The following is a 19,367-nucleotide window of genomic DNA, read 5'->3' on the forward strand; positions in this document are numbered from 1 at the left end:
TAGGTAAAGCTCCTGGTCGAGTCGAGAGCGGCCCTGCGCTCGGCAGAACGAAAGGTGGCCGAATGATACCATCCGGCCACACATGATCCATTCGCCCGACAGGCGCCGGAACGATCCGGCGCGCGCCTGCTCAAAGAATGAAGCGCGACAGATCGGTGTTCCTCGACAAGTCGCCGACATGTTTCTCCACATAGGCGGCGTCGATGGTCACCGCAGTGCCGTTGCGGTCCGGCGCGTCGTAGGAGATCTCGTCCAGCACGCGCTCCATCACCGTCTGCAAACGCCTCGCGCCGATGTTCTCGACGCTGGCGTTGAGGTCGACGGCGATGCCGGCCAGCGAATCGATGGCGTCGTCGGTGAAGGTCAGGTCGACGCCTTCGGTCTTCATCAGCGCGATATACTGCTTGATGAGGCTCGCTTCCGTCTCGGTCAGGATACGAACGAAGTCCTCCTTTTCCAGGGCGCGCAATTCGACCCGGATCGGCAGGCGGCCCTGCAGCTCTGGCAAAAGGTCGGACGGCTTCGAGACGTGGAACGCACCCGATGCGATGAACAGGATGTGATCGGTCTTCAACGGCCCATATTTGGTCGCCACCGTGGTGCCTTCGACCAGCGGCAGCAAGTCGCGCTGCACGCCTTCGCGCGAAGGGCCGCCGGAGATGTCCGACCGGGCCGCAATCTTGTCGATCTCGTCGAGGAAGACGATGCCGTCATTTTCCGCGGCGTCCAGCGCCCGGCGAACCACCTCGTCCTGGTCGAGCAGCTTGTCGGACTCGTCGTTGACCAGCAGGTCGTAGGATTCCTTCACCGTCGTCTTGCGCAATTTGGTCTTCTTGCCGCCCATTGCCTTGGACAGCATGTCGTTGATATTGAGCACGCCGATATTGGCGCCCGGCATGCCGGGAATCTCGAAGCCGGGCATGCCGCCATTGCCGGTGTCGGCCACTTCGATCTCGATCTCCTTGTCGTCGAGTTCGCCCTCGCGCAGCTTCTTGCGGAAAGAATCGCGCGTCGCAGGGCTGGCAGTCTTGCCGACCAGCGCCTCCAGCACGCGTTCCTCGGCGTTGACATGGGCGCGCGCCTTGACGTCCTCACGCATCTTCTCGCGCACCAGGCCGATGGCGACCTCGACGAGGTCGCGCACGATCTGCTCGACATCGCGGCCGACATAGCCGACCTCGGTGAATTTGGTTGCCTCGACCTTGACGAAGGGCGCACCGGCCAGCCGCGCCAGGCGGCGCGAGATTTCGGTCTTGCCGACGCCGGTCGGCCCGATCATGAGAATGTTCTTCGGCATCACCTCTTCGCGCATCTGGCCTTCCAGCTGCTGGCGGCGCCAGCGGTTGCGCAAGGCGATGGCCACGGCACGCTTGGCGTCTTTCTGGCCAATGATGAAGCGGTCGAGTTCCGAAACGATTTCGCGGGGAGAAAATGTGCTCATATCACTAAATTCCACTTTGCCACTGCTTGATGGCCTCGAACGGATGCAGCAGCATGATCACGTTGAGTGTCAGATTGTCCCGGATAAGGTAGCCCGTACCCAGTTCGAAAAGGATGGCGAGGCTGACGATCACCCATATAGGTAGCCTTCGCGCCATCACAAATCCCAGCACCATGGCCAGCGTGTCCGACACCGAATTGATGATGCTGTCGCCGTAATAGTCGAGCGAGATGGTGCCGGCGCGGTAGCGCTCTATGATGAACGGGCTGTTCTCGATCAGCTCCCAGCCGCCTTCTATGAAGACGGCGAAAGCCAGCCGCAAGCCGACCGGCGAACGCGGAAACAGGAACCTGGCCAGCGCATAGAACAGGAAGCCGTGGATGATGTGCGAGAACGTGTACCAGTCCGATATATGCTGGGAATTCTCGGAACTGTTCACCACGCCGTGCCATAGTTTGACATAACCGCAGGTGCAGATCGGCGGATGCCCCATGCCATAGAGGGCTCCGGCCTGGAAAATGACTAGGGCGAGCACGAGCAGAAGCCCCATCCGCCAGCTGTCTTCATAGGCCGAGAGCGTGCTGTCCTCGCCAACTGCGTTCATCCGTTAATTCCCCGCTTCCCCGTTGTCCGCTTCCGTGTCGCCCGCTTGCGCCTCGTGCGCATCGATTGCCATCAGCACGACATCACCATATCTGGATTGCCGGCGATCAATTGCGCGGAATCCCGCCTTTTCATAGGCGCGGATGGCGCGGCCATTGGATGGGTCGGGATCGATGATGACGCGCGGCACGCCTTCCTCGAACAACTGCTCGACGAACTGGCGCACCATCGCCGAGCCATGGCCGATGCCGACCAGTTCCGGCCGGCCGATCGACAGGTCGATGCCGAGCGTCCCGAACGGCTGGTCGGCATAAGGGTGGTCTTCTTCCAGGTGTGGATCGTAGCTTTGCAGGTAAGCGATCGGCGTGCCGTCGAGTTCCACGATCAGCGGCTCGACGGAAATCGAATCGATATGATCGCGAATCTCGGCGATTTCCGTCTCTGGATCGTTCCACCACTGAGCGACATGCGGTTCGGCGAGCCAGCCGGCGATCATCGGCAGGTCTTTCGCGGTCACAGGCCGAAAATCATAGCTATCTTCGTGTCTTTCCATGATCTTCTCCGAAAGCCGGCCTCCATTTTTCGCTTGCGCGGTCTTTCGGATCGGGATCACGGACGCAGGCCTGGTTCAGGCAGCATCGAGCGTTTCGACGACGAAATTGTTGTTGGTGTAGACGCAGATGTCGGAGGCGATCTGCATCGCCTTGCGCGCGATCTCCTCGGCGTCCTTGTCTGTGTCCATCAGGGCGCGGGCCGCAGCCAGCGCATAGTTGCCGCCTGAACCGATGGCCATGACGCCATGCTCGGGCTCGAGCACGTCGCCGGTGCCGGTCAGCGCCAGCGAGACCGACTTGTCGGCCACCAGCATCATCGCTTCCAGCCGGCGCAGATAGCGGTCGGTGCGCCAGTCCTTGGCGAGTTCGACACAGGCGCGCGTCAACTGGTCGGGATATTGTTCGAGCTTGGCTTCGAGCCGCTCCAGAAGCGTGAAGGCGTCCGCCGTGGCACCGGCGAAACCGGCGATCACGTTTCCGCCCTTGCCGATGCGGCGCACCTTTCTGGCGTTGCCCTTCATGATGGTCTGGCCAAGGCTGACCTGGCCGTCGCCGGCGATCACCACCTTGTTGCCCTTGCGTACCGTCACGATGGTCGTGGCGTGCATGGTCAGTTCATTGGACATTTGCTGCTCCGATTCGCGCCATCCCTAAAAAGGCGATCGGCGCGGTACGAGTGACTTTGATCGGCCCATATGTATGCATGGGGGCGGTGATTGCAAACGCTCGATACCGACCCGGATGGCAACTGGCAATCGCCGGATCATGCTGCTAGAAGGCTTTCGTTTTCAAGCAGGCGAAACGCCTGAAGCGCTTAAACTCACGGACAAGGACAAGGCCATGTCGCCCCGTTCCGCCGAAATCAGCCGCAAGACCAGGGAAACCGACATTGCCGTGTCGGTCCATGTCGACGGCTCCGGCAAATCGGACATCGTGACCGGCGTCGGCTTCTTCGATCATATGCTCGACCAGCTTTCGCGCCATTCGCTGATCGACATGACCGTTCGGGCCAAGGGCGACCTGCACATAGACGACCACCACACGGTCGAGGACACCGGCATCGCGCTCGGCCAGGCGCTGGCCAAGGCGCTGGGCGAGCGGCGCGGCATCATGCGCTATGCCTCGATCGATCTTGCCATGGACGAGACGCTGACGCGCGCGGCGATCGATGTCTCTGGCCGTCCCTTCCTGGTGTGGAACGTTTCGTTTTCCTCGCCCAAGATCGGCACCTTCGACACCGAACTGGTGCGCGAATTCTTCCAGGCGCTGGCACAGAACGCCGGCATCACGCTGCATGTCACCAATCACTATGGCGCCAACAACCACCACATCGCCGAAACCTGCTTCAAGGCGGTGGCGCGTGCGCTGCGGACAGCACTGGAGCGCGATCCGCGCCAGCCGGACGCGGTTCCCTCCACCAAGGGATCGTTGAAGGGATAGGTCATGGCCAGCTATGTCGTGATGGAACCGCCGGGCCCTGGCGAAAAGGCCGATGCGACGGCGCTTGTCCGCGACGGCTTTACCTGGCTCGGCCTGCTGGTGCCGCCGCTGTGGTTCGCCTGGCATCGGCTGTGGATCGAAGCGGCACTCACCTTCATTGTCATGGCGGTGCTTTCGATGCTTGGCGAAAGGCTCGGTCTCGGGTTGGCCGGTTCGCTGCTGTCCCTGCTTGTCTCGCTCTATGTCGGCTTGGAAGGGCAGGCGCTGCGCATCGCGGCGCTCCGCCGCCGCGGCTGGCGCGAATGGGGGGTGGTCGAAGCCGGTTGGCTCGACGATGCCGATGCGCGCTTTGCCCTGGAGGCCGAGCGGCATGCGGATGGAGCCGAGCCTGCGCCGCGCATGGTGCCGGACGCCGCCCTGGCGCGCCCGGCGCAGCCGGGCATGGCGCTTGGGCTGACCCACATTCCGGGAAGGCGCTGACATGCGCGTTGCGATCATCGATTACGGCTCGGGCAATTTGCGCTCGGCCACCAAGGCCTTCGAGCGCGCGGCGCGCGAGGCGGGCATCGCCGCCGGCATCGACCTGACCGCCGACGCCGAGCGGGTGCGCACGGCCGACCGCATCGTGCTGCCTGGCGTCGGCGCCTATGCCGATTGCGCGGCCGGCCTGCGTGCCGTCCCCGGCATGTGGGAAGCTGTCGAGGAAGTCGCCATCGCCAAGGGGCGTCCTTTCCTCGGCATCTGCGTCGGCATGCAGCTGATGTCGCAGCGCGGCCTCGAAAAGACGATCACCGATGGCTTTGGCTGGATATCAGGTGACGTGAAGGAGATCACGCCGGCCGATCCGGCACTCAAGATCCCGCAGATCGGCTGGAACACGATCGAGCTGATGCGCAAGCATCCGCTGTTCTCCGGCGTTCCAACCGGGCCAACCGGCCTGCACGCCTATTTCGTCCATTCCTATCATCTCGATGCGCGCAAGCCCGACGAGGTGCTGGCGGTCGCCGACTATGGCGGCCCGGTAACGGCGACCGTCGCCCGCGACAACCTCGTCGGCACGCAGTTCCACCCAGAGAAGAGCCAGGCGCTGGGCCTCGCCCTGATCACCAATTTCCTGCGCTGGAGGCCTTGAGGAGCCATGAGCAAGAAGGGCTATTGGATGGCGATGATCGATGTTCGCGATCCCGATCTGTACAAGCGGTATATCGAGGCGAATGCCGTTGCCTTCGCCAACTATGGCGCGAAATTCGTCGTGCGGGCGGGACGCCACGAGAGCCCGGAAGGGCCAACCGGCAACCGCCACGTCCTGGTCGAGTTCGAATCCTACGCCAAGGCCATCGAATGCTATCATTCGCCGGAATATCAGCAGGCCTCGAAGTTTCGGCTTGCAGCCTCGACCGGCCATTTTGTCATTGTCGAAGGCGCTTGAGAAAAATGATCCTGTTTCCGGCAATCGACCTCAAGGATGGCCAGTGCGTGCGCCTCAAGCACGGCGACATGGCGACCGCGACCATCTACAACGACGACCCGGCCGCCCAGGCAAAGGCATTTGAAGAACAGGGCTTCGAATGGCTGCATGTCGTCGACCTCAACGGCGCCTTCCAGGGTCAGAGCGTCAACAGCGCCGCGGTCGGCGCCATCCTCAAGGCGACCAAGAACCCGGTGCAGCTCGGCGGCGGCATCCGCACGCTCGAGCAGATCGAGGATTGGCTCGACCGCGGGCTGGCCCGCGTCATCCTGGGCACTGTGGCCGTGCGCGATCCCGACCTTGTCAGGCAGGCTTGCAAGGCCTTTCCGGGCAAGGTCGCCGTCGGCATCGACGCCAAGGGCGGCAAGGTGGCGGTCGAGGGCTGGGCCGAGGCGTCGAGCCTCGGCGTCGTCGAACTGGCGAGGAAATTCGAGGGCGCGGGCGTCGCCGCCATCATCTACACCGACATCGACCGCGATGGCGTGCTGACCGGCATCAACTGGGATGCCACGATCAGCCTCGCCGATGCCGTGTCGATCCCGGTCATCGCGTCGGGCGGCCTCGCCTCGATCGCCGACATCGTGCGCATGACCATGCCCGACGCGCAAAAGCTCGAAGGCGCGATCTCCGGCCGCGCCCTTTACGACGGCCGCATCGATCCGGCCGAAGCATTGGCGATCCTGAAAGGCGCGCCCCCGGTGGAGATGCGATCTTGAAAGTCTCGATCATCCTGGCCTCCTATGACAGCGGCCATTATCATGGCGGCATGGGCCAGGGGCCGGACGCGTTGATTGCGGGCGGACTGGTCGAAGCCCTGACCATGGCCGGCCACGATGTCGCGGTCGAGGACATCGGCAAGGTCGGCGATGCCCAGGAGCGTGAGATCGCCACCGGTTTCGCTGTCTGCAATGCCGTTTCGGGCGAGGTCCGCATCGCCCGCGACAGGGGACGCTTTCCCATCGTGCTCGCCGGAAACTGCCTGACATCAGCCGGCGCCGTCGCCGGCGAGGGCGCGGACGCGATCATCTGGGCCGACCAGCATGGCGACCTCAACACGCCCGAGACATCCACATATGGCTTTCTCGACGGCATGGCGCTGGCCACCGTGCTTGGCCTGTGCTGGCGCCCGATGGCGGCGGCTATTCCCGGCTTCCAGCCGATCGATCCGTCGCGCTGCGTGCTCGTCAACGCTCGCGATCTCGACCCGGACGAGAAACAGCTTCTGGAGGCATTGCCGGTGATCCGCACGGAATGTCCGGGAGCGGCAGCGGCAACCGAAAAACTCAAGGTCGCCGGCGCTAAACGCGTGCACTTGCATCTCGATCTCGACGTGCACGACCCTGAGGCGCTGCAGGCCAACCGCTATGTAGCGCCGGGCGGGCCGAACCCGGAACAATTGCGCGACGCGACCTGCGCTATGGCGCTTGCGGTGCCGATCGTCGGCATCACCGTTTCCGCCTACGATCCGGCTTTCGATGCGCAGGCCGATGTGCCGCCGCTGGTCGGGCAGCTGCTCAACGATCTCATAGCCACGATAGAAGGCCGCTGATGCTGAAAGCCCGCGTCATCCCCTGTCTCGACGTCAAGGGCGGCCGCGTCGTCAAGGGGGTCAACTTCGTCGATCTCGTCGATGCCGGCGATCCTGTCGAGGCCGCCAAGGCCTATGACGCGGCCGGCGCCGACGAGCTTTGCTTCCTCGACATCACCGCGTCATCGGACAATCGCGAGACCATCTTCGATGTCGTCGCCCGCACGGCCGAGCAATGTTTCATGCCGCTCACCGTCGGCGGCGGCGTACGCCAGGTCGCCGATATCAGGAAATTGCTCCTGGCCGGCGCCGACAAGGTGTCGATCAACACGGCGGCGGTCAAGAACCCGGATTTCGTCGCCGAGGCCGCCGACAAGTTCGGCAACCAGTGCATCGTCGTCGCCATCGACGCCAAGAAAGTGTCGGGCGCCAGCGAGGCCGACCGCTGGGAGATATTCACCCACGGCGGACGGGAAAAAACCGGCATGGATGCGATCGAATTCGCCCGGAAAATGGTCGATCGCGGTGCCGGCGAGATCCTGTTGACCTCTATGGACCGCGACGGCACCAAGGCCGGTTATGACATCGCGCTGACCCGCGCGGTATCGGACGCGGTGCGCGCCCCGGTGATCGCTTCGGGCGGCGTCGGCACGCTCGACCATATGGTCGAAGGCATTCGCGACGGCCATGCAGGTGCCGTGCTGGCGGCCTCCATCTTCCATTTCGGTACCTATACGATCGCCGAGGCCAAGGCCCATATGGCGCAAGCCGGCCTGCCGATGCGGCTGGACTCCTCGGGCGATCGGCCCTAGAGGCTTGCGGCTAAGAAATAGGGCCAAGGCGCCATGACCGGGTTTTCACTCTCCGATCTGGAGACAATCATCAGCGAACGCGCCCATTCCGGCGATCCGGACTCGTGGACCGCCAAGCTTTACGCGCTCGGCATCGACAAGGCGGCGCAGAAGCTCGGCGAAGAGGCGGTCGAGACGGTAATTGCCGCCGTCAAAGGCGACAGGCAGGATCTCGTTTCGGAAAGCGCGGATCTTATATATCATTGGCTCGTCGTTCTCGGCATTTCGGGTGTGCCGCTGGACGACGTGCTTAGGGAGCTCGAAAGCCGCACCGGGCGTTCGGGTATCGCCGAGAAGGCGTCACGGTCCAAGCGCTGACCGCGAGGAGGGCAGGAATCTCGATGGATCAGCTCGCACCGACCGAGAAATATTCCCCTTTTCGTTTCTTCTCGGCCGAGCAATGGTCGCAATTCCGCGCCGACACGCCGCTGACGCTGAGCGAGGATGAATTCCGCCGCCTGCGGTCGCTGAACGATCCAATCGATCTCGAAGAGGTCAAGCGCATCTATCTGTCGCTGTCGCGGCTTCTGTCGGCGCATGTCGAGGCCAGCCAACTGCTGTTCCGGCAGCGCCAGGCTTTCTTCAACGCCTCGGACGTGGTCAAGACGCCCTTCATCATCGGCATCGCCGGTTCGGTCGCGGTCGGCAAATCGACCACGGCGCGCGTGCTGAAGGAGCTGCTCGCGCGCTGGCCGTCCAGCCCCAAGGTCGATCTCATCACCACCGACGGTTTCCTGTTGCCCAACGAGGTGCTGCGCCGCGAAAACCTGATGGAGCGCAAGGGCTTTCCCGACAGCTACGACGTCGGCGCGCTGCTGCGCTTCCTCTCGGGCATCAAGTCGGCGCTGCCAGATATCCGCGCGCCGGTCTATTCGCACCTCACCTATGACGTCATCCCCGGCGAGTTCGTCACCATCGACCGGCCCGACATCCTGATCTTCGAGGGCATCAATGTGCTGCAGCCGGGCAAGCTGCCGCAGGACGGCAAGATCGTGCCTTTCCTGTCCGACTTCTTCGACTTCGCCATCTACATCGATGCCGACGAGAAGCTGATCCACGAATGGTACATTTCCCGCTTCATGCGGCTGCGCGAGACCGCTTTCCGCAATCCGGAATCGTTCTTCCATCGCTATTCGCAACTGTCGGAGGATTCGGCACGGGCGATTGCCGAAGGCCTGTGGACCAACATCAACCTGAAGAACCTGCGCGAAAACATCCTGCCGACACGCGCCCGCGCCGACTTGATTTTGCGCAAAGGCGCCGACCACCTGGTCGAGGAAGTGGCGCTCAGGAAGCTGTGATCCATGTCGCTCAAAGGTGCGTAGGTTTTCGGACAACGAGATGCACAAAACAAAGACTTAAAGCACATTCACCCAAATCCGTTTCAAGCGAGACGCTTTATTGGCCAGACGGCGGTTCAGCCGCCAAGTTAGAACGCCCTTAACCGTGAGCTTGCTAAACATTCAGCCGCTACAGCTGTTTGGGTTGCCGCTGACATGGACGCATCATTCATTGCTCCGGATAAACCGATAGGTCTGAGGTCCCGAGCCGAGGTCAGTATCGGCACGTCGGCTACCGCAACACTGTTGATCGCCATATACGCTATCGTCGTTTCGCTTATGGTCATGCCGACCAACGTCGATGTGTCCTGGCTTCTGACGATCGGCGAGCGCGTGCTGAACGGCGAGCGCCTTTACATCGATATTGTCGAGGTCAACCCACCTTTTTCGGTTTGGCTCTATCTGCCCTTTCTCGTCATGGAGCGTCTGACCGGCCTTTCAGCAGAAATCTGGGTTAGCGTAGGAGTGGTGGCGCTCGTGGTTGCTTCCGTCTGCTTTTCGGCTCGCATTCTCGCGCGGGCCGACGAAACGCTGAAACGATACGTCTGGCTCATTCCGATCGCGGCGTTTTTCGTCCTGTTCCTGTTCCCGCCGGATTTCGGCCAGCGCGAGCAGATTGCCGTCATTGCCTTGCTGCCGTGGCTGGCGCTGCTTTCGGCTCGCGATCGCACGGCTGATTTTCGCGCCGGCAACCTCGCCGAGTGGATCGTCGCCGGTGTCGGCGCGGGCATCTTCCTCATGATAAAACCGCCCTTTAGTGTGCTGGCGCTGGCGGTGCCGGCGCTGACGATTGCGCTGCAACGACGCTCGCTGCATCCGCTGTTGACGCCGGAAAACATTGTCGGCGGCACTTTGACGGTCGCCTATCTGATCGCGCTTGCCGTTTTCATGCAGCCCTTCTTCACCGATGTCCTGCCGCTACTGCGCCAAGTTTATCTGCCGATGCGGTTGCCTGTCTTCGAGGTATTGAAGCTGTGGCCCGTAACGATGTTCGCGGCAATCGCCGCCGCAACGTTGGCGATGGGCCATCCTTGTCGGCGCGATCGCGATGCGAAAATACTGCTTTTGGCAGGAGCGGCCTATGTTCCCGCTTTCGTTATCATGGGCAAGGGCTGGACCTATCAGGCGCTGCCGTTCCTGACGTTCGGCGTACTGGCATTGCTGCTGCAGTATATCCGGTTAAAATCGTTGCAAAGCTTGCCCTTGCTGGCCAAGGTCGGCCTTGCCCTTGGCCTGTTTTCGATCGTGAAGCTGGCCGTAGCTCAACAGGGTCTTGCGTTTGCTCAACCACGCAGTGATCTCGACGTGGCGACAGCTGCGGTCACTCGGGCGATCGATCATCCAACTTTCATGTCTATCGGCTCGCGGCTGCAGGCCGGCAACCCACTAGCCCGGATGACTGGCGCCCGTGTCGTGGCACGCAATCCCTCCGCCTGGATGATCAATGATGCCGGGATACTCATCCAGTTGGCGCATGATCCTGCGCAGCGGCTGGATCTCGAGACTTTACGACAGGAATACATGATGGCGATCGCTAGCGAACTCGCTGCGAAACAGCCTGACATCGTTGTCGACGACGGAACTGCAGAGCCGCATGCGCCAACACCCCTGAGGGATAACGTGATATTCGCCAAGGCGCTGGGTGGATATCGCCCCCTGGTGCAGAATGGATCGGTGACCGTGTTAATCCGCGCCGATATCATCGCTTGCAAGTAAACACGCTCAAGCTTCCGGCGGTTGCGTATTCCTGCCCGGCGTGGCCGCAACGGCGATTCTGCGCTCCCGGGATATTATGTCGGTAAGCATCCATGCCGACAGTGACAGCGGTACCAGCACGCCGATACCCAGCCCTGCATTGTTTATCAGATGGGCAATGGCCGGGTAGAGCCAGACCAGCGTCAGATAAATCCGCGGCATGGTGCTGCGCGTCGAGAACAGATAGACGACGGCAACCGCCAGGCCGATCGTGTCGTAGCTGTAGCCGTAAGGCGTCGCCAACGTCGCCAGCACAGCGGCCAGCACAACGCGTTCGCGATGCTCGACCTGCCGCCAAGGCAACCAGATCCAGAAGGCGGCAGCGATCGCCGCCGCCGTGGCAATGGTTTGCAGCGTATAGGCAGCCGTCAGTCCGAACCCGGATGCACGAGCCAGAAAAAACATCGTCGCCGCATTGGACTGATAAGGCTGCGGATAAGGTGCTTCAAGGATCGCGGTCATCAAGGGGCGGGTTTGCGTCCAGAACAACACCCAGGCGCCGGGACCCAGCAGCAGGCCAGTCAGTATAACGAGTGCCGCGGACGATAGCGCAGCGGCGAGAATTGCACGCCAGTTACCACTCGCCAGGAGACAGAATGGGACCAGTATGCCGAGATGCGGCTTTACCGTCAGCACGCCAAAGAACAGCCCGGCCAGTATCGGCCGCTTCGGTGCCGCCGCCAATCCGCCGATGAACAGGGCCGTGGTCAAGGCGCCGTTCTGGCCAAAAGCCGCGTTGATCAGCACGGCTGGGCACAGCATGATAGCTGCTTTGGCAAGCTTGCTCAGTTGCAGCGGCCATACGGCCAGCCAGAGACAAAGGACGGTGCCAAAGGTCCACACGAGATAGGCAGGAAATATCGGCAGTAGGGAAAGCGGCACACCAAATGCTAGGATGCTGGGCGGATAACTCCACTCCTGATTGGGAAGGTCGGACGAAAACATCTGCCGCAGAGTTGCGCGGTAGGTGTCCAGATCGAACAGGAACGCAATATGACCATCAAGCGTCATGCGTCCACCAGCCCAGAGATTAGTGAAATCCCAATAGGGCATCCCATGGCTGACCACGGATAGACCGCGTTCGTCGAGAACCCACAAGGCAAGATGGTAGCGCAGCCCGATCAGGATCCCGGTACACACCACAAGCGCGGCGAACCGCAGATCGGATCGGCTGGGGGCAGTCTCATTGGCCGGTGCCATTGCGATCATTTCTGCGGACCCACGATCTTGCCGGCCTTGATAGCGGCGGGGGGTTAAGATCGGCTTATGCTTGGCTCTCCGGCCTCGTCACCCGCCGCAGCGTCAGATTGATCCTGCCGCCATTTTTCAGCAGCGCCGAGGTCGAGGGATAGATGCGGTCGACGCCGTGAAAGCAGAGGCGTCCTTCGCCGCCGAGCACGACGACGTCGCCGCTCTTCAGCCGGAACGACCGGGTCGCCCCCTCGCGCGTCGTCTGGCCGACCCTGAACAGGCAGTCGTCGCCCAGCGAGACCGAGACGACGGGTGCTGAGAAATCCTCCTCGTCGCGGTCCTGATGCAGACCCATCTTCGCATCCGGCGCGTAGAAATTGACCAGGCATGCCTGCGGCGGATGCGGGTAGGCCGAGACCTCTCGCCACAACCGCATCAGCACATCCGGGATCGGCGGCCACGGCGTCCCTGTCACGGGGTGCGTCGGCTGGTAGCGATAGCCGCGTTCCTTGTCGGTGACCCAGCCGAGCGGGCCGCAATTGGTCATGCGCACGCTCATTTCCTTGCCGGTGCGCGGCATGGCCGGCACGAATAGCGGCGCCTGCTGGACGATGCCTCTCACATCCTCCACCAGCGCCTCCTGCACGTCGCGGGACAGATAGGCCGGCATGTGGCGGACGCCCTTGGGCAGAACGAGCATGAGGTCGGTCGCTAGCTCCGTTTCGTCGGTTCGAGCATGCCATCTGAAAATGAAAACGGCGACCCGAAAGCCGCCGTTCCCGAAAAATTCGCGTCTCCCTTGATCAGGTGAGGTCTGGAATGCGCAGGACCTGCCCCGGATAGATCTTGTCGGGATGGGTCAGCATCGGCTTGTTGGCCTCGAAGATGACCGTGTTCTTGGCGCCCTTGCCCTTGCCATAGCTTTTCTCGGCGATCTTCCAGAGATTGTCGCCCTTCTGGACGGTGTAGAAAGTCGGTTCCTTGGCCGCGGCCGCCGCCGAACCGGAGGCCGGCGCGACCTGCAACTCGTCCGCCTGCACCTTGGAGACGCCTAGCGTGTTGCCGACGGCGATGACCGCCTTTTCGAAAACCGACTGGTCCTTGACCACGCCCTTCAGCACCGCCGTGTCGCCCTGGACGACGACCTGCACGCCGTCGGTACCGAGCTTGTGCGAATCGAGTTCTTTCTTGAGCGTATCGGCGCTGGGTGCCGCTTCCTCGTCACCGCCTATGCCGAGCTTTTTGCCGACGCTCTTGACGAAATCGAACATACCCATCTCCAGGTCTCCTTGCTGTGGCAATGAGTAAACCTTGCATCTGCAAAGCGAAATTGAAAGCGGGTTCACGCGCGCGATTGGTGTGTTGCTTAATCGTTCTCTACCCGGCCGCGCAGTTTCTTGATGGTGCCGCGTCCGGCCTTGCTCTTCAGCCGCCGTTCGACCGCGCCTTTCGACGGTCTCGTCTTCTTGCGCGGCGGCGGTGGCGGCTCGGCCGCCTTGGCGACCAGCGCCGTCAGCCGCGCCCGTGCATCCGCCCGGTTCTGCTCCTGCGTGCGGAAGCGTCCGGCTTCGATGACGATGACGCCGTCCTTGGTGGCGCGCTGGCCGGCAAGCCTGATCGTGCGTTCGCGCACGCGCTCCGACAGGCCGGGTGCGTTGCGTGCATCGAAGCGCAGCTGCACCGCCGTCGCCACCTTGTTGACGTTCTGCCCGCCGGGGCCGGAGGAGCGGATGAAATCCTCGTGCAGATCACCCGGATGGATCACGGCATCGTCGGCAATGATGATTGTGTCGTCGCTCGTCATGCCGCAGTCATGGCGCGGCGCACGAAAAAAGAAAAGGCCCGATCGGGACCGGGCCTTGCGAGGATGGCTGAGCCTGGCGGGCGATTATTCCGCCGCTTCCCGCATGTGCGGCGCCGCGCCGACGACGGAGGCGTCGACATGGTTTTCGAACTTCTCGAAATTGACGGCGAACATGCCGACCAGCCTTGCCGCTTGCCGGTCATAAGCGGATTTGTCGGCCCAGGTCGATCGCGGGTCGAGGATGGCGGCGTCGACGCCCGGCACCGCCACCGGCACCTCGAAACCGAAATTGGCGTCGGTACGGAAACCGGTCGTCTTCAGAGAGCCGTCGAGTGCCGCGGCAAGCAGCGCGCGCGTCGCTTTGATCGGCATCCGCCTGCCTGTGCCGTAGGCGCCGCCAGTCCAGCCGGTGTTGACCAGCCAGCAATCGGCACCGTGCTGCGCGATCAGCTCGCGCAGCAGATTGCCATATTCCGAGGGATGGCGCGGCATGAACGGCGCGCCGAAACAGGTCGAGAACGTCGCTTCGGGCTCGGTCACGCCCTTCTCCGTTCCGGCCACCTTGGCCGTGTAGCCGGACAGGAAATGATACATCGCCTGCGCCGGGGTCAGTCGTGCGATCGGCGGCATCACGCCGAAAGCGTCGGCGGTCAGCATGATGATGTTCCGGGGATGGCCGGCGCGCCCCGTCTTGCTGGCATTGGGTATGAAGTCGAGCGGATAGGCGCAGCGCGTGTTCTCGGTGAGCCGGCCGTCGTCGAAATCCGGCACGCCATGGGCGTCGAGAACGACGTTCTCCAGCACCGTGCCGAAGCGCTGCGTGGTGGCGAAAATCTCAGGCTCCGCTTCCGCCGACAGCTTGATGGTCTTGGCATAGCAGCCGCCTTCGAAATTGAAGATGCCGTGCGGCCCCCAGCCGTGCTCGTCGTCGCCGATCAGCGTGCGCGACGGATCGGCCGACAGCGTCGTCTTGCCGGTGCCCGACAGGCCGAAGAAAATCGCGGCGTCGCCGCCAGGGCCCTCATTGGCCGAGCAGTGCATCGGCATCACGCCCTTGGCCGGCAGCAGGTAGTTCAGCATTGTGAACACCGATTTCTTCATCTCGCCGGCATAGGAAGTGCCCCCGATCAGGACGATCTTGCGGGTGAGGTCGACGGCGATCACGGTTTCGGTGCGGGTGCCGTGGCGGGCGGGGTCGGCGCGGAAGGAGGGCAGGTCGATGATCGTCATCTCGGGCACGAAATGGTCGAGCTCCGCGGCTTCCGGACGGATCAGCAGGTTACGGATGAACAGCGAATGCCAGGCAAACTCGGTGATGACTCTGGTGGGCAGCTTCAGCTCATGGTCTGCGCCGCCCACCAGGTCCTGCACGTAGAGATCCTTGTCCGCGGCGTGCGCCCGGAACTCTTCGAACAGCGTCTCGAACTGGTCCGGCGAGATCGCCTTGTTGTTGTCCCACCAGATGTCATGCTCGGTGGCGCCGTCTCGGACGACGAACTTGTCCTTGGGCGAACGGCCGGTGTGCTGGCCTGTTTCGGCGACCAGCGCGCCGTGCGCTGTCAGCCGCGCTTCGCCGCGCCTGATCGATTCCTCGTAGAGGGCGGCCGCCCCGAAATTGTAGCGCACCAGGCCAGAGGTTCTGAGACCGATACGATCGATCGCGCAGGCAGGATTGCGTTTGCCGACTTCCGACATAGGTGACCCTTCTCCGATTTGCCGCATCTTTGCCGGCGCCTTCCGGCACGCCCACTACGCGAGCTTAGATGGTCAGAACCAGAAAAGCCGAATGATATCAAATCATTAATCGATTTAAATATTTTGAAAGTTGTTTAAATCGTTTATATGTGCAAAAAGTTTCGTGGTTGCCCAAAGGATTGGCGGCGCTGGTTCGTCCAATCCATATCGAGGTGCGATCGTGGCCGCCGGCATGCCGCCCGTGACAGCGGCGAAGGCCTATGCCACATTTTGTACCTAATTTGTCCTGCAAAAGCCCCTTCTCTACCAAAGAAGGGACAGCTCATGAGGGAGCCGCTTGAAATGGCAACAATCGCGCTTGTCGATGACGACCGCAACATTCTGACCTCGGTGTCGATCGCCCTCGAATCGGAAGGCTATCGCGTCGAAACCTACACGGATGGTGCGTCCGCGCTGGAAGGCCTGGCGGCGCGCCCGCCGAATCTCGCCATCCTCGACATCAAGATGCCGCGCATGGACGGCATGGAACTCTTGCGCCGGATGCGCCAGAAATCCGACCTGCCGGTCATCTTCCTGACCTCCAAGGACGACGAGATCGACGAGCTGTTCGGCCTCAAGATGGGCGCCGACGACTTCATCCGCAAACCCTTCTCGCAGCGTTTGCTGGTCGAGCGGGTGCGCGCGGTGTTGCGTCGTGCCAGCGCCCGTGAGGCCGCGGCAAAAGCGCCCAGCCAGCAGGCGCGCTCGCTCGAGCGCGGCCAGCTCGTCATGGACCAGGAACGCCACACCTGCACCTGGAAGGGGGAACCGGTGACGCTCACCGTCACCGAATTCCTGATCCTGCATTCGCTGGCACAGCGCCCCGGCGTCGTAAAAAGTCGTGATGCGCTGATGGATTCGGCTTATGATGAGCAGGTCTATGTTGACGACCGTACCATCGACAGCCACATCAAGCGGCTGCGCAAGAAGTTCAAGGCCGTCGACGACGACTTCGAGATGATCGAAACCCTTTACGGAGTCGGATACCGGTTCCGCGAGGCGTGAATAGGCGGGTAGGCAATAGAGAATAGTCGGTAGTCAGTTTTGAATGGTGCGAGCGGCCACCCGTGCATCGCCGCGATCTCAGCCAACCATTTCTCTATTCGCTACCCGCTACTCACTAATACTAAGCAGGGAACTGCTGTTCGATGGCAGTGGAAGCACAGCGGAGCAGATCGGCGGGCGTTGCAAGGCGGCCGGCGCGCATCATGCCCGCGTTCCTGTCGAAGCTCACCGTGCCCATGCGCCGCTTCCTCGGCCATCACATCTTTTCCAGCCTGACGCGGCGTATCCTCTTCCTCAATCTCGCCGGCCTCGCAGTCCTGGTCACCGGCATTCTCTATCTCAACACCTTCCGCGACGGGCTGATCGACGCCCGCGTCGAAAGCCTCATGACCCAGGGCGAGATCATCGCCGGCGCGATCGCTGCCTCGGCGACGGTCGAGACCGATTCGATCAGCATCGATCCGGAAAAGCTGCTTGAGCTGCAGGCCGGCGAAAGCCTGGGACCGGGCTCCGACCAGCTCGACAATCTGGATTTCCCGATCAATCCTGAACGCGTCGCCCCGGTGCTGCGCCGGCTGATCTCGCCGACCCGCACCCGCGCCCGCATCTACGACCGCGACGCCAATTTGCTGCTCGATTCGCGCCATCTCTATTCGCGCGGCCAGATCCTTCGGTACGATCTGCCCCCGGTCGACGAGGAAGAGCCCGACCTTGTCGAACGCATCCAGAAGTTCATCTTCGACTTCTTCCGCAACACCGATCTGCCGGTCTATCACGAGCAGCCGGGCGGCAATGGCGCCGCCTTCCCGGAAGTGGTCAAGGCGCTGACCGGCAGCCCGTCGACCATCGTCCGGATCAGCGAACAGGGCGAGCAGATCGTTTCCGTCGCGGTGCCGATCCAGCGCTTCCGCGCCGTTCTCGGCGTGTTGATGCTGTCGACCGAAGGCGGCGACATCGACAAGATCGTCGCCGCCGAACGCAAGGCGATCCTGCGCGTCTTTGGCATCGCGGCGCTCGTCACCGCCATCCTGTCGATGCTTCTGGCCTCCACCATCGCCAATCCGCTGCGCCGGCTGTCTGCGGCGGCCGTGCGGGTACGGCGCGGTGTCAAGAGCCGCGAGGAAATTCCTGATTTCTCCGACCGTCAGGACGAGATCGGCAATCTGTCGATTGCCGTGCGCGACATGACGAACGCGCTCTATGCGCGCATCGAGGCGATCGAGAGCTTCGCCGCCGATGTTTCCCATGAATTGAAGAACCCGCTGACCTCGCTGCGCAGCGCGGTGGAGACCTTGCCGCTCGCCAAGAACGACAATTCGCGCAGCCGGCTGATGGAGATCATCCAGCACGACGTCAGGCGGCTGGACCGCCTCATCACCGACATTTCGGACGCCTCCCGTCTCGACGCCGAGCTGGCGCGGGATGACGCGGGGACCGTGGACCTGAAGAAGTTCATCACCGACCTCGTCGCCGTCTCGCGTGAAACGACGCGCAACAAGAAGGCGGTCGAGATCGAGCTCAGGGTCGCCAAGCTGCCGCAGGGCGTCAAGGGCTATTTCGTCGTCGGCCACGACCTGCGCATCGGCCAGGTTATCACCAACCTGATCGAGAACGCCCGCTCCTTCGTGCCAGAGGAGCGCGGCCACATCATCCTGTCGCTGGCGCGCACCGGCAAGTTCAACATCCTCACCGTCGATGACAATGGTCCCGGCATCCGTGCCGACAACATCGACCGCATCTTCGAACGTTTCTACACCGACCGGCCCGCCGGCGAGGCGTTCGGCCAGAATTCAGGCCTTGGCCTGTCGATATCCAGGCAGATCGTCGAGGCCCATGGCGGCACGCTGACCGCCGAGAACATCCCCGGCACCAAGCCAGGCGAGATCAAGGGCGCCCGCTTCGTGGTTACGCTGCCGGCCGAAGCATGATCCCGAAAAGTGGGAACCGGTTTTCGGATCAGATCATGCCTCATGCAAAAATGATCCCGGATATCGCGGCCTTACGGCCGTCATCCTCGGGCTTGTCCCGTGGATCCGCCGCACAGCGGGACTATGGTGCGAACACTATTGAAAGGCCTGCAGATTCTCGAGATGACGGGGTTGGATCAGGATTTCCGAAATGCATAAGCGGGCACGCTCATGCAGCCTGAAAACATCCACGCAACGGCCATCCTGATCGGCGAGCGCGGCGTTCTCGTCAGCGGCGCATCCGGTTCGGGCAAGACGACACTGGCGCTGGCGCTCATTGACCATTGCCACCCGCGAGGCTTGTTCTCACGGCTCGTCGGCGACGACCAGCTTTTCGTCATGGCACATGCGGGACGGCTGGTGTGCCGCGCGCCCGCCGCGATCGAGGGCCTGGTCGAGGTGCCCGGGCGTGGTCCGCGACCCGTGCCGTTTGAGGCGGGCGCCGTCATCGATCTGCATGTCAGGCTTTTGCCGGCCGGCGAAGTGGCACGCTTTCAGGAGGATGCCGACGACAACATCGCCGGCTGCCTGGTGCCGCGGATTGACGTTGCGGAACGCAATATTGCCGCTGCCTTGCCCGCCGTGATGGCGCATCTGTCGATCGCGCCTTTTCTATGATGCGACCGGGGTTTTTTGCTGCAATGCGTCAAAATGGCATGGGCCGGCGCAATTTTGGGCTTGTCAAC

22 protein-coding genes are annotated in these 19,367 nt (G+C 62.5%); 13 read left to right on the plus strand and 9 right to left on the minus strand.

All coding sequences use genetic code 11. The features are described 5' to 3' along the window. Window positions 1–130: 130 nt before the first annotated feature. The 4 genes from hslU to hslV form a co-directional block, all read right to left on the minus strand. Window positions 131–1,441 carry an ATP-dependent protease ATPase subunit HslU gene (hslU, locus tag FJ951_RS24085; RefSeq protein WP_140517738.1) on the minus strand — a complete coding sequence of 437 codons (1,311 nt, stop codon included), beginning with the start codon at window positions 1,439–1,441 and terminating at the stop codon, window positions 131–133. A 4-nt stretch (window positions 1,442–1,445) separates the two neighbouring features. Next, complete coding sequence (locus FJ951_RS24090) at window positions 1,446–2,045, minus strand: DUF2585 domain-containing protein (protein WP_140517739.1); 600 nt, start codon at window positions 2,043–2,045, stop codon at window positions 1,446–1,448. 3 nt (window positions 2,046–2,048) lie between these two features. Then, the gene (locus tag FJ951_RS24095) at window positions 2,049–2,597 is read right to left on the minus strand and encodes a GNAT family N-acetyltransferase (RefSeq protein WP_140517740.1); all 549 of its coding nucleotides are present in this window, start codon (window positions 2,595–2,597) and stop codon (window positions 2,049–2,051) included. A 75-nt stretch (window positions 2,598–2,672) separates the two neighbouring features. Next, a complete protein-coding gene (gene hslV / locus FJ951_RS24100) occupies window positions 2,673–3,224 on the minus strand; it encodes an ATP-dependent protease subunit HslV (RefSeq protein ID WP_140517741.1) in 552 nt (183 codons plus the stop codon). A gap of 214 nt (window positions 3,225–3,438) precedes the next feature. Between hslV and hisB the strand changes: the two genes are divergently transcribed. The 10 genes from hisB (at window position 3,439) to FJ951_RS24150 (ending at window position 10,941) form a co-directional block, all read left to right on the plus strand. Further along, window positions 3,439–4,038, plus strand: coding sequence for an imidazoleglycerol-phosphate dehydratase HisB (gene hisB, locus FJ951_RS24105; RefSeq protein ID WP_140491213.1), 600 nt, complete (start codon window positions 3,439–3,441; stop codon window positions 4,036–4,038). 3 nt (window positions 4,039–4,041) lie between these two features. Then, window positions 4,042–4,518 (plus strand): DUF2628 domain-containing protein, encoded by a 477-nt coding sequence (locus tag FJ951_RS24110; RefSeq protein WP_140517742.1) that lies wholly within the window; start codon window positions 4,042–4,044, stop codon window positions 4,516–4,518. Between the two features lies 1 nt (window position 4,519). Beyond that, on the plus strand, window positions 4,520–5,170 hold the full coding sequence (hisH, locus tag FJ951_RS24115) for an imidazole glycerol phosphate synthase subunit HisH (protein WP_140517743.1): 651 nt from the start codon (window positions 4,520–4,522) through the stop codon (window positions 5,168–5,170). Window positions 5,171–5,176: 6 nt separating this feature from the next. Then, on the plus strand, window positions 5,177–5,467 hold the full coding sequence (locus tag FJ951_RS24120; RefSeq protein WP_140517744.1) for a DUF1330 domain-containing protein: 291 nt from the start codon (window positions 5,177–5,179) through the stop codon (window positions 5,465–5,467). A 5-nt stretch (window positions 5,468–5,472) separates the two neighbouring features. Beyond that, on the plus strand, window positions 5,473–6,222 hold the full coding sequence (hisA, locus tag FJ951_RS24125; RefSeq protein WP_140517790.1) for a 1-(5-phosphoribosyl)-5-[(5-phosphoribosylamino)methylideneamino]imidazole-4-carboxamide isomerase: 750 nt from the start codon (window positions 5,473–5,475) through the stop codon (window positions 6,220–6,222). Beyond that, window positions 6,219–7,055 (plus strand): arginase family protein, encoded by an 837-nt coding sequence (locus FJ951_RS24130; RefSeq protein WP_140517745.1) that lies wholly within the window; start codon window positions 6,219–6,221, stop codon window positions 7,053–7,055. Before hisA ends, FJ951_RS24130 begins: the two co-directional genes overlap by 4 nt. Then, the gene (hisF, locus tag FJ951_RS24135) at window positions 7,052–7,846 is read left to right on the plus strand and encodes an imidazole glycerol phosphate synthase subunit HisF (protein ID WP_181170860.1); all 795 of its coding nucleotides are present in this window, start codon (window positions 7,052–7,054) and stop codon (window positions 7,844–7,846) included. Before FJ951_RS24130 ends, hisF begins: the two co-directional genes overlap by 4 nt. 33 nt (window positions 7,847–7,879) lie before the next feature. Continuing rightward, on the plus strand, window positions 7,880–8,203 hold the full coding sequence (locus FJ951_RS24140; RefSeq protein ID WP_140517747.1) for a phosphoribosyl-ATP diphosphatase: 324 nt from the start codon (window positions 7,880–7,882) through the stop codon (window positions 8,201–8,203). A 23-nt stretch (window positions 8,204–8,226) separates the two neighbouring features. After that, window positions 8,227–9,186: a type I pantothenate kinase gene (coaA, locus tag FJ951_RS24145; protein ID WP_140491197.1), complete on the plus strand. Its 960-nt coding sequence runs from the start codon at window positions 8,227–8,229 to the stop codon at window positions 9,184–9,186. A gap of 195 nt (window positions 9,187–9,381) precedes the next feature. Next, window positions 9,382–10,941 carry a hypothetical protein gene (locus FJ951_RS24150; protein ID WP_140517748.1) on the plus strand — a complete coding sequence of 520 codons (1,560 nt, stop codon included), beginning with the start codon at window positions 9,382–9,384 and terminating at the stop codon, window positions 10,939–10,941. Window positions 10,942–10,947: 6 nt separating this feature from the next. On the opposite strand, the gene FJ951_RS24155 is transcribed toward FJ951_RS24150, so the two are convergent. From FJ951_RS24155 to FJ951_RS24175, 5 genes are all read right to left on the minus strand, one after another. Then, a complete protein-coding gene (locus tag FJ951_RS24155; protein ID WP_140517749.1) occupies window positions 10,948–12,189 on the minus strand; it encodes a glycosyltransferase family 87 protein in 1,242 nt (413 codons plus the stop codon). A gap of 55 nt (window positions 12,190–12,244) precedes the next feature. Next, window positions 12,245–12,871 carry an alpha-ketoglutarate-dependent dioxygenase AlkB gene (locus FJ951_RS24160; RefSeq protein ID WP_140517750.1) on the minus strand — a complete coding sequence of 209 codons (627 nt, stop codon included), beginning with the start codon at window positions 12,869–12,871 and terminating at the stop codon, window positions 12,245–12,247. Window positions 12,872–12,974: 103 nt separating this feature from the next. Next, window positions 12,975–13,448: a peptidoglycan-binding protein LysM gene (gene lysM / locus FJ951_RS24165; RefSeq protein WP_140491191.1), complete on the minus strand. Its 474-nt coding sequence runs from the start codon at window positions 13,446–13,448 to the stop codon at window positions 12,975–12,977. 89 nt (window positions 13,449–13,537) lie between these two features. Beyond that, window positions 13,538–13,975 carry an alternative ribosome rescue aminoacyl-tRNA hydrolase ArfB gene (arfB, locus tag FJ951_RS24170; RefSeq protein WP_140491189.1) on the minus strand — a complete coding sequence of 146 codons (438 nt, stop codon included), beginning with the start codon at window positions 13,973–13,975 and terminating at the stop codon, window positions 13,538–13,540. 84 nt (window positions 13,976–14,059) lie between these two features. Then, on the minus strand, window positions 14,060–15,670 hold the full coding sequence (locus tag FJ951_RS24175; RefSeq protein ID WP_140517751.1) for a phosphoenolpyruvate carboxykinase: 1,611 nt from the start codon (window positions 15,668–15,670) through the stop codon (window positions 14,060–14,062). Window positions 15,671–16,012: 342 nt separating this feature from the next. Between FJ951_RS24175 and FJ951_RS24180 the strand changes: the two genes are divergently transcribed. From FJ951_RS24180 to FJ951_RS24190, 3 genes are all read left to right on the plus strand, one after another. Beyond that, window positions 16,013–16,714, plus strand: coding sequence for a response regulator transcription factor (locus tag FJ951_RS24180; RefSeq protein ID WP_010912942.1), 702 nt, complete (start codon window positions 16,013–16,015; stop codon window positions 16,712–16,714). Between the two features lie 143 nt (window positions 16,715–16,857). Next, window positions 16,858–18,642 (plus strand): sensor histidine kinase, encoded by a 1,785-nt coding sequence (locus tag FJ951_RS24185; RefSeq protein ID WP_140491185.1) that lies wholly within the window; start codon window positions 16,858–16,860, stop codon window positions 18,640–18,642. A gap of 210 nt (window positions 18,643–18,852) precedes the next feature. Next, on the plus strand, window positions 18,853–19,299 hold the full coding sequence (locus tag FJ951_RS24190) for an HPr kinase/phosphorylase (protein ID WP_140491183.1): 447 nt from the start codon (window positions 18,853–18,855) through the stop codon (window positions 19,297–19,299). The last annotated feature ends 68 nt before the right edge of the window (window positions 19,300–19,367 follow it).

This window comes from Mesorhizobium sp. B2-2-3 (genome assembly GCF_006442405.1).
GTDB lineage: Bacteria > Pseudomonadota > Alphaproteobacteria > Rhizobiales > Rhizobiaceae > Mesorhizobium.

Bases quoted from the DNA above. Each gene is read 5' to 3' on its own strand.
- FJ951_RS24090 (WP_140517739.1), bottom strand. From the start codon at position 2,045: ATGAACGCAGTTGGCGAGGACAGCACGCTCTCGGCCTATGAAGACAGC.
- FJ951_RS24140 (WP_140517747.1), top strand. From the start codon at position 7,880: ATGACCGGGTTTTCACTCTCCGATCTGGAGACAATCATCAGCGAACGC.
- FJ951_RS24160 (WP_140517750.1), bottom strand. From the start codon at position 12,871: ATGCTCGTTCTGCCCAAGGGCGTCCGCCACATGCCGGCCTATCTGTCC.
- FJ951_RS24190 (WP_140491183.1), top strand. From the start codon at position 18,853: ATGCAGCCTGAAAACATCCACGCAACGGCCATCCTGATCGGCGAGCGC.
- hisH (WP_140517743.1), top strand. From the start codon at position 4,520: ATGCGCGTTGCGATCATCGATTACGGCTCGGGCAATTTGCGCTCGGCC.
- hslU (WP_140517738.1), bottom strand. From the start codon at position 1,441: ATGAGCACATTTTCTCCCCGCGAAATCGTTTCGGAACTCGACCGCTTC.
- coaA (WP_140491197.1), top strand. From the start codon at position 8,227: ATGGATCAGCTCGCACCGACCGAGAAATATTCCCCTTTTCGTTTCTTC.
- FJ951_RS24120 (WP_140517744.1), top strand. From the start codon at position 5,177: ATGAGCAAGAAGGGCTATTGGATGGCGATGATCGATGTTCGCGATCCC.
- FJ951_RS24185 (WP_140491185.1), top strand. From the start codon at position 16,858: ATGGCAGTGGAAGCACAGCGGAGCAGATCGGCGGGCGTTGCAAGGCGG.
- FJ951_RS24155 (WP_140517749.1), bottom strand. From the start codon at position 12,189: ATGATCGCAATGGCACCGGCCAATGAGACTGCCCCCAGCCGATCCGAT.
- hisA (WP_140517790.1), top strand. From the start codon at position 5,473: ATGATCCTGTTTCCGGCAATCGACCTCAAGGATGGCCAGTGCGTGCGC.
- arfB (WP_140491189.1), bottom strand. From the start codon at position 13,975: ATGACGAGCGACGACACAATCATCATTGCCGACGATGCCGTGATCCAT.
- FJ951_RS24110 (WP_140517742.1), top strand. From the start codon at position 4,042: ATGGCCAGCTATGTCGTGATGGAACCGCCGGGCCCTGGCGAAAAGGCC.
- hisB (WP_140491213.1), top strand. From the start codon at position 3,439: ATGTCGCCCCGTTCCGCCGAAATCAGCCGCAAGACCAGGGAAACCGAC.
- FJ951_RS24180 (WP_010912942.1), top strand. From the start codon at position 16,013: ATGGCAACAATCGCGCTTGTCGATGACGACCGCAACATTCTGACCTCG.
- FJ951_RS24175 (WP_140517751.1), bottom strand. From the start codon at position 15,670: ATGTCGGAAGTCGGCAAACGCAATCCTGCCTGCGCGATCGATCGTATC.
- FJ951_RS24150 (WP_140517748.1), top strand. From the start codon at position 9,382: ATGGACGCATCATTCATTGCTCCGGATAAACCGATAGGTCTGAGGTCC.
- FJ951_RS24095 (WP_140517740.1), bottom strand. From the start codon at position 2,597: ATGGAAAGACACGAAGATAGCTATGATTTTCGGCCTGTGACCGCGAAA.
- lysM (WP_140491191.1), bottom strand. From the start codon at position 13,448: ATGGGTATGTTCGATTTCGTCAAGAGCGTCGGCAAAAAGCTCGGCATA.
- hslV (WP_140517741.1), bottom strand. From the start codon at position 3,224: ATGTCCAATGAACTGACCATGCACGCCACGACCATCGTGACGGTACGC.